We start from the raw sequence: 7,554 nt of genomic DNA on the forward strand, positions 1-7,554 counted from the left end.
AAAAAGAAGTGCTCACCGCACTTCTTTTTTTTTATGAGTCTGGGGGGGACATATCAATTACTTTCCATCACAAAGCCGAATGATCTAAAGAATTAAGATGAACATATGATAGATTATGCGCAGTAACTGATAAGATAATTATGATATGGTATAACTGCGTAACAAGCCGGAGCGATTGTCACACCTAATATTAATTTCAAAATTACTACTCATTAAATCGAAGTTATGTCGCATCATCTTCCTTATATGCAATTGAAAAATCCGAATGATAGTAAATTTCATCGAAGAATTTGCATATCGTTCGGATTTTACTTTTATCAAATTACTTTTGTCTCAGCCTCTTTTTTTATTCTTCATCCTGGTTAACCTCTAGTGGGTAATGTTTCATAAAATATACTAATGATTGTAATTCAACAGCTAAATCTATATGATGGACGCGGACCTTCTCCGGGACTGTAATTCTAGCAGGTGTAAAGTTTAGAATACCAGTTATACCTGCAGCAACCAATCGATCCGTGATAGTTTGTGCTTCTGATACAGGAACAGTTAGAATTACTACGGATATATTCGCCACTTTTTCCTCTATTTCATCAATGTGACAAATCTCTACGTCGCCAATCTTTTTTCCAATTTTCGCTTCATCGACATCAAAAGCCACTTCGATTTTTGTATTATTATTTTTCGTGAAATTATAATTTAAAAACGCAGTACCTAAATTACCTACCCAACAAGGCTACAGGTGTATTTTCATCCTGATCTAACGTTTTTCTAAAAAAACCTAACAGGTATTCGACATTATAGCCGTAGCCTTTTTTTCCTAATGCGCCAAAATACGAAAAGTCTCGTCGAATGGTAGCAGAATCGACTTTTATTGCTTCACTTAATTCCTTTGAAGACACGCGCGATTTTCCCTGCAGATAGAGATTATTTAAAAAACGGTAATATAATGGTAACCGCTTTGCTGTTGCTTGTGGTATTTTGCTTTGATTCAACATCATTCATTCCCCCCCTTACTTTCTATGCGATGGATTTGTGAATGTTTTTACTTACCATCTATTTTAACAGAAAAGTAAAGAAATGTCGTGAAATTATTCACTTAATCACAAATACCAGTGCTTGCAGGTACTGTTGCTTTTAGATACACTGAATACATTAGAGGTGAATGACATGATATATTTACAGGTGAATAATTTAACAAAAAGATTTGGCGCAGAGCTGATCTTATCTAATATAAAACTGGAAGTTAAGGAACAGGACCGGATTGCCATCGTAGGTCGAAATGGTGCCGGTAAATCTACTTTATTAAATATCATTTCCGGTCAATTAGGCTATGATGAAGGAGAAATTCACAAACCAAAAGATATTTCCTTAGGCTATTTAGCGCAGCATTCAGGATTAGATTCAACAGAAACAATCTGGGATGAAATGGTGAAAATCTTTGCCTATTTAAAAAAAGAAGAACAATCCTTACGTAAAATGGAGCAACAAATGGGTGATCCTGATTTTCTTGCTAATCAGGATCAGTATCATCAATTATTAACAGCTTATGATCAAAAACAAGAGGATTTTAAGCAAGCTGGTGGTTTTCAATACGAAGCAGATGTGAAGGCTGTCTTAAATGGGCTTAATTTTCCTGAATCAACCTGGTCGGCCTCTATCGCGACGCTTAGCGGTGGTCAAAAAACCCGATTAGCACTTGGAAAATTATTATTAACAAAGCCCGATATTTTAATCCTAGACGAACCAACGAACCACTTAGACATTCAAACACTGACATGGTTAGAATCTTATTTAAATAGCTATAAGGGTGCCGTCGTGATTGTCTCTCACGATCGATATTTTTTAGACAAAACAGTCAATATCGTTTATGAAATTTCTCGTAATCATTCTTCAAAATTTTATGGCAATTATAGTAAGTATTTAGAACAAAAAGCTGCCAATTATGATCACGATCTTAAACAATATGAGAAACAACAAACGGAAATAAAGAAATTAGAAGATTTCATCCAAAAGAACATTGTCCGTGCAGCAACACTAAACGGGCACAAAGCAGACGCAAACAACTGGAAAAGATGGATGTAATGGATAGACCGGCTGGTGAGGAAGGATCCGCTAAATTCTCTTTTAACATTGAACGCAGAAGTGGAAATGATGTCTTGAAGATAAATGAGCTAGCCTTTCGCTATCAACCTCTGATCCATATATCTTTTCTCATCTTCGTTTGCACATGGAACGTGGTGATAGTGTGGCACTTGTTGGCCAAAATGGTGTGGGTAAATCCACTTTGCTTAAGACAATCATTGGTCAACTAGATCCTGCTTCTGGTGAGATCCAATTAGGTGCAAATGTGCAAATTGGTTATTATGATCAGGAACAGACACAATTAAATACGAAAAAAACCGTATTAAATGAATTATGGGATGATTATCCAATGATGGATGAAAAGGACATTAGGACCATTCTTGGAAACTTCCTTTTTAGTGGGGGATGATGTCTTACGTAATGTTTCCTCCTTAAGCGGGGGGTGAAAAGGCTCGTCTAGCTCTCGCAAAATTGATGATGGAAAAGGCAAATCTGTTATTATTGGATGAGCCGACGAACCACTTAGATTTAGACAGCAAAGAAGTTTTAGAAGCTGCCTTAATCGATTATCCAGGCTCTATTTTATTCGTTTCCCACGATCGGTACTTTATCAACAAATTAGCTACACATATTTTAGAAATGCAACCGAGTAAAACTACCGTCTATATTGGAGATTATGATTATTACGTTGAAAAAAAGAAAGAGGAACAAGAACTGGCAGAGCTTAAAGAGTCAGAAAAAAAGGTCGACAATAAACCGGAGACGACGTCTAAATCAAATTTTGAAAAGGACAAGCAATTAAAGAAAGAACAACGTAAAAAAGAACGTCGCATTCAGGAAATCGAAGAGGAAATTGAACAATTGGAAGTGGACTTGGAAGAAATTGATCAGCTATTATGTGATCCAGAGGTTTTTCAAGATCACGAGAAGGCATTAGAACTCACCACCAAGAGTGATAGCTTAAAACAAAAGGTGGAATTCTTGATGGAAGAATGGGAATCATTACATGAATAGAGCTGGCATGCGCCAGCTCTTTTTTATCATATAGTCATTTTGTCATAAAATATAAGGATCTTTAGTCATGCTAACTATTTTTTATCAACATAGTTATCCACTTATTCAGCATTGACTTTTAAACTTTTTGACTACTTATCCACACAATCCACAACAAAATGATATGTTATCCACATTTTTTAAGTCGCTTCCATTATTGATATTGCACTATTTATAAAGTTATACACATTTTCTCCTATTTACTGTGTATAACTTTTTGCCGCTGGGTGTATTTTTCTAAACTTAGGCCTGCATTTGCGTTAAGCTCCAGTTTGCCTTGTGGCCTTGTTGATAAGCAATAGAGCCAGCTGCAGCAATCATAGCAGCATTATCTGTACAAAGAGACAATGGTGGAAAGAATAGATTTATTTCTTTTTCTAATTGAAATTTTGATTGCAAGGTCGTACGAAGTCCTTGATTAGCAGCTACTCCTCCTGCAACAATAACTTGTTTTACTCGATACTGTTTGGCAGCTTTAACTGTTTTTTCTGTTAATACCTCGACAACACTTGCCTGGAAACTAGCTGCTACATCTTCCTGCTTCATTGTTTCCCCCCCTTTTTGTTTGGCATTGTGTAAAGTATTGATCACAGCTGATTTAAGTCCACTAAAACTAAAGTCAAAGGAATCTTCTTCCAACCATGCGCGTGGGAAATTAATAGTGGCTTCCCCCCCTGTTTGTGCCAATTGGTCAATTTTTGGTCCACCTGGATAGGGAAGATTTAACGTGCGGGCTACTTTATCATAGGCCTCTCCCGCTGCGTCATCTCGTGTTTCTCCAATAATTTCAAAAGAACCGTGAGTTTTCATTAATATTAGTTCCGTATGTCCACCGGAAACGACTAGCGCTAATAAAGGGAATTCAAATTCTTTTTCTAATCGATTTGCATAAATATGTCCTGCAATATGATGAACACCTAATAGGGGGGGTTTTTGATGAGCATATGCCAAACCCTTGGCAGCATTCACTCCAACCAATAGTGCCCCAACTAACCCAGGTCCTTCTGTAACGGCCACTGCATCGATATCTTTCATTGTCATTTTTGCCTGATCAAACGTTTCTTCCAGTACCATCGTTATTTGTTCCACATGATGTCTCGATGCTATTTCTGGAACAACACCACCGAAACGTTTATGACTTTCTATTTGTGAGGCTACCACATTTGATACAATCTCCGTACCGTTTTTTACGATGGCAGCTGCTGTCTCATCACAGCTTGTTTCAATTCCTAAAATATATTCATTCATAATTTCACCCACAATACTAATGCATCCTCTAGATTATCTGTATAATAACTTTTCCTGATCCCGCCTGGTTGTAACCCAAACTTCTTATACATTCTTAGTGCCGCAGTATTCGATACTCGTACTTCTAACGACAAGTGTTTAATTCCATGTGCCAGCCCATAGTTAATCACATATTGAAACAGTGCTTGACCATATCCTCTCCCCCGATAAATAGGATCAATCGCTATATTAGTGATCTGTGCCTCGTCCAGAATCATCCAGGAACCACAAAAGCCGACAACCTTATCATCGACAACCGCAACAAAATAGACTGCATACTTATTATTTCGCAGTTCTTCATAATAGATATCCTCAGGCCACGGTATCGGGAAAGAAAGTTCGTCAATGTTCATAACCGATGTGATATCTGATTCTGTCATTTTTCGAAATTCTACTTTAGTCATTTTGCTTTTTTTCCTGTTCTTTTAGCCAATTCGCTTCTGCTTCTACCAATCGTATGTAATTTGGTGTCAACTGATGAATTGCTTCGGGATTTTTCTGTGATCCTAATAAAGCTAATATACCCGGGCGTGGTAAATGATCTATCGGGCTGGGAATCACAGCATCATTCTTTAATTTTTCAACAATTAAAGATTGGTGAATTCTGATATCCTGACTTAAAAATACAACAGGCTTCTGATATGCTTTTAATTCATCCAGCCATTGTTCCAAATTAATATTTTGATCCTCTTTTTTAAGAAAAATACGGTCACGGCTATTTTCATATAAGCCGGTATACACAAGTCCTCTTCTAGCGTCAAAAAAAGGAGAGATCAGACCATGCTGCTGTCTGGCATTATGAGCGAGTAATTCTAAACTAGACACTGCAACAATGGGGGGGATATCTAATGTCCATGCCATCGTTTTTGCTGTGGATAGCCCAATTCGAACACCTGTATAGGATCCTGGTCCTTTTGCAACAACAATTCGTTCTAATTGATCAGGGGGGGTTAAATTAGTCTCTCTCATCACATGATCAATTGCGGGCATTAGACCTATCGAATGATTTCGCTTTATATTAACTGTATATTCTGCTTGTATTTCATCATTTTTACTAACCGCCACACCTAACACTTGGTTAGAAGTATCAATTGCTAACACATTCATTAATATAACTCCTTACATATCTCATCAAAATAGCTGCCAATTGGTTTAAATACAATCTTTCTGATATATTCATCTTTTCTTGTTATCTCTATATCTAAGCGTTTCTCTGGTAGAAACTCTTTTATAAAGGAAGCCCATTCTACGATTGTGACTCCTTCTCCATTAAAATATTCTTCAAAACCAATATCTTCCTCACTATTCTCTATGCGATATACGTCCATATGGTATAATGGAATTTCGCCCATATATTCTTTGACAATTGTAAAGGTAGGACTATTAATCGTTCTTCTTACTCCAAGCCCTGCCCCCCCTAACCCCCCCTTTGTAAAAGTAGTTTTCCCTACACCTAAATCACCTTCTAAAGTAACCACATCTCCGGGGCTTAATAATATAGCCAATTTACTCGCTAGTCGTTTTGTCTCTTCTTCCGTATATGTTTCAAATAAATATTCAGTCATTTTATCACCTTCTTAGATGGGTATATCCTGATTTATCTAGCTTTTTTAGTTGATTATTATGATTTAACCAGACACTGCCGTTGTTCTTAGCATCATTCTTTACTTTGCCAATTGCTGTTATGGGAGTATTTGTTTTTAAAGCTGCTTCTTTTAGTTGTATCCAGTTATCAACCGATACAGTCCCCACCAATTCAAAATCTTCTCCTCCAGATAACTTCCAGGCAGTCTGCTGCTCTTTAGTAAAATCTGCTAACAGAGTGTGGACAGGTATCGTATCGAAATCAATTACTAATTTTTTATGAGAAGCATCTGCTATTTCATTTAATTCATTTGCAATACCATCACTTACATCATTTAACGTGATTCTATCTATTGCCGTACATGTATTAATAAAGTCGATTCTTGGTTGGGGGGGCAACTGATGTCGATTTAAAAAGTATTGGTATTTGTCAGAGTACATCTGGTCTTTGTTTAATAAAAGATGCAGACCACATGCTGCATCACCTAATGTTCCCGTGACAAAAATGATATCATCTTCTCTTGCACTATTGCGATATCTCACTTTATCTGCATTAACTGTTCCTATTACTGTAATTGATAAGGTTAACTGTTTTCCTGATACAGTATCTCCACCAATTAAATCCATCCGATAATCCTTGGCTAATTGCTTCATGCCATCGTATATTTGATGTAAGGACTTTGCAGACCACTTCTTAGGGATAACGATAGATACTAAGTACGAAGTAGGTTTGCCTCCCATTGCTGCTATATCGCTTATGTTTGCAGCTAATGCTCGATAACCTATATGGAAAGGCTCTGTCGTCATTGTTGAAAAGTGAATATCTTCAACCATGGTGTCGACCGATACAATTACTTCTTCATTAGTATGTCTTAAAATAGCTGCATCATCACCTATACCTTTTCTTGTCGATGCTTGTTTATAATATTTAGGCTGAATTATTTTATAAAATCAAACTCTTCCATAGAAAACCCCCTCATATCTAGATAAAACTATTTTTAATATACAAACATCATATCAAAACAATACCGAAATAGGAATAATAACGGGCATATTATATAGTGAGAATTTACTCCTGTACAACACAAAAAACCTTAAGAATTAAATCTTAAGGTTTAAAAGTCATAAAATGGCGGTCCGGACGGGACTCGAACCCGCGACCTCCTGCGTGACAGGCAGGCATTCTAACCAACTGAACTACCGGACCTTAGTTGCACTTTTCTAGTACAACGATTATTTTCTAGCTAAGATGAAAATTCAACGTAGTTAGAAATGTTTGGTTGCGGGGGGCAAGATTTGAACTTGCGACCTTCGGGTTATGAGCCCGACGAGCTACCAGACTGCTCCACCCCCCCGCGATAATAAAAATAATAGTTATATACTATTTATATGAATAAAGATAATGCTAACATTTGTGACCTCTGCATCTTCTAGCATATTCAAAGAAGTTAAATGCTTCGAGGTTACTCGATGTCTACTCGGTGGGAGTAATGCTCGTTGCTCCACCCCCCCGCGATAATAAAAATAATACATTTATAAAAATATATA

At 36.9% G+C, this 7,554-nt stretch carries 6 protein-coding genes, 2 tRNA genes and 4 pseudogenes; 4 read left to right on the forward strand and 8 right to left on the reverse strand.

All coding sequences use genetic code 11. The features are described 5' to 3' along the window. Positions 1-346 precede the first annotated feature (346 nt). A pseudogene (locus JCM21714_RS17315) lies at positions 347-995 on the reverse strand (redox-sensing transcriptional repressor Rex). A gap of 172 nt (positions 996-1,167) precedes the next feature. Here JCM21714_RS17315 and JCM21714_RS24570 point away from each other — a divergent pair. From JCM21714_RS24570 to JCM21714_RS24585, 4 genes and pseudogenes are all read left to right on the forward strand, one after another. Continuing rightward, a pseudogene (locus tag JCM21714_RS24570) lies at positions 1,168-2,312 on the forward strand (ABC-F family ATP-binding cassette domain-containing protein). After that, the gene (locus JCM21714_RS24575) at positions 2,228-2,491 is read left to right on the forward strand and encodes an ATP-binding cassette domain-containing protein (protein ID WP_369403651.1); all 264 of its coding nucleotides are present in this window, start codon (positions 2,228-2,230) and stop codon (positions 2,489-2,491) included. Before JCM21714_RS24570 ends, JCM21714_RS24575 begins: the two are co-directional and overlap by 85 nt. A 41-nt stretch (positions 2,492-2,532) precedes the next feature. Continuing rightward, positions 2,533-2,589, forward strand: a pseudogene (locus JCM21714_RS24580) (hypothetical protein); the annotation flags it as partial. Continuing rightward, positions 2,584-3,096 (forward strand): ATP-binding cassette domain-containing protein, encoded by a 513-nt coding sequence (locus JCM21714_RS24585; RefSeq protein WP_369403652.1) that lies wholly within the window; start codon positions 2,584-2,586, stop codon positions 3,094-3,096. The pseudogene JCM21714_RS24580 and the gene JCM21714_RS24585, both read left to right, overlap by 6 nt. A 235-nt stretch (positions 3,097-3,331) precedes the next feature. On the opposite strand, the pseudogene tsaD reads toward JCM21714_RS24585, so the two are convergent. The 7 genes and pseudogenes from tsaD to JCM21714_RS17355 all read right to left on the reverse strand — a co-directional run bounded on the left by tsaD (position 3,332) and on the right by JCM21714_RS17355 (position 7,361). Then, a pseudogene (tsaD, locus tag JCM21714_RS17325) lies at positions 3,332-4,383 on the reverse strand (tRNA (adenosine(37)-N6)-threonylcarbamoyltransferase complex transferase subunit TsaD). Further along, positions 4,380-4,826, reverse strand: coding sequence for a ribosomal protein S18-alanine N-acetyltransferase (gene rimI, locus JCM21714_RS17330; protein ID WP_035726328.1), 447 nt, complete (start codon positions 4,824-4,826; stop codon positions 4,380-4,382). Before rimI ends, tsaD begins: the two are co-directional and overlap by 4 nt. Next, positions 4,819-5,529 (reverse strand): tRNA (adenosine(37)-N6)-threonylcarbamoyltransferase complex dimerization subunit type 1 TsaB, encoded by a 711-nt coding sequence (gene tsaB / locus JCM21714_RS17335; RefSeq protein ID WP_035726330.1) that lies wholly within the window; start codon positions 5,527-5,529, stop codon positions 4,819-4,821. Before tsaB ends, rimI begins: the two co-directional genes overlap by 8 nt. Further along, complete coding sequence (gene tsaE, locus JCM21714_RS17340; RefSeq protein ID WP_035726332.1) at positions 5,529-5,987, reverse strand: tRNA (adenosine(37)-N6)-threonylcarbamoyltransferase complex ATPase subunit type 1 TsaE; 459 nt, start codon at positions 5,985-5,987, stop codon at positions 5,529-5,531. The genes tsaB and tsaE overlap by 1 nt, the downstream gene beginning before the upstream one ends. A gap of 4 nt (positions 5,988-5,991) precedes the next feature. Beyond that, on the reverse strand, positions 5,992-6,948 hold the full coding sequence (gene thiL, locus JCM21714_RS17345; protein ID WP_369403653.1) for a thiamine-phosphate kinase: 957 nt from the start codon (positions 6,946-6,948) through the stop codon (positions 5,992-5,994). Positions 6,949-7,136: 188 nt separating this feature from the next. Further along, a tRNA-Asp gene (locus tag JCM21714_RS17350) sits at positions 7,137-7,213 on the reverse strand. A 74-nt stretch (positions 7,214-7,287) separates the two neighbouring features. Beyond that, positions 7,288-7,361: transfer RNA gene (locus JCM21714_RS17355), tRNA-Met, on the reverse strand. Between the last annotated feature and the right edge of the window lie 193 nt (positions 7,362-7,554).

The organism is Gracilibacillus boraciitolerans JCM 21714, from assembly GCF_000521485.1.
GTDB classification, from domain to species: Bacteria; Bacillota; Bacilli; order Bacillales; family Amphibacillaceae; genus Gracilibacillus; species Gracilibacillus boraciitolerans.

What these genes read in the sequence shown, in the direction of transcription:
- JCM21714_RS24575 (WP_369403651.1), top strand. Translation starts at nt 2,228, where the DNA reads ATGGAACGTGGTGATAGTGTGGCACTTGTTGGCCAAAATGGTGTGGGT.
- rimI (WP_035726328.1), bottom strand. Translation starts at nt 4,826, where the DNA reads ATGACTAAAGTAGAATTTCGAAAAATGACAGAATCAGATATCACATCG.
- tsaB (WP_035726330.1), bottom strand. Translation starts at nt 5,529, where the DNA reads ATGAATGTGTTAGCAATTGATACTTCTAACCAAGTGTTAGGTGTGGCG.
- tsaE (WP_035726332.1), bottom strand. Translation starts at nt 5,987, where the DNA reads ATGACTGAATATTTATTTGAAACATATACGGAAGAAGAGACAAAACGA.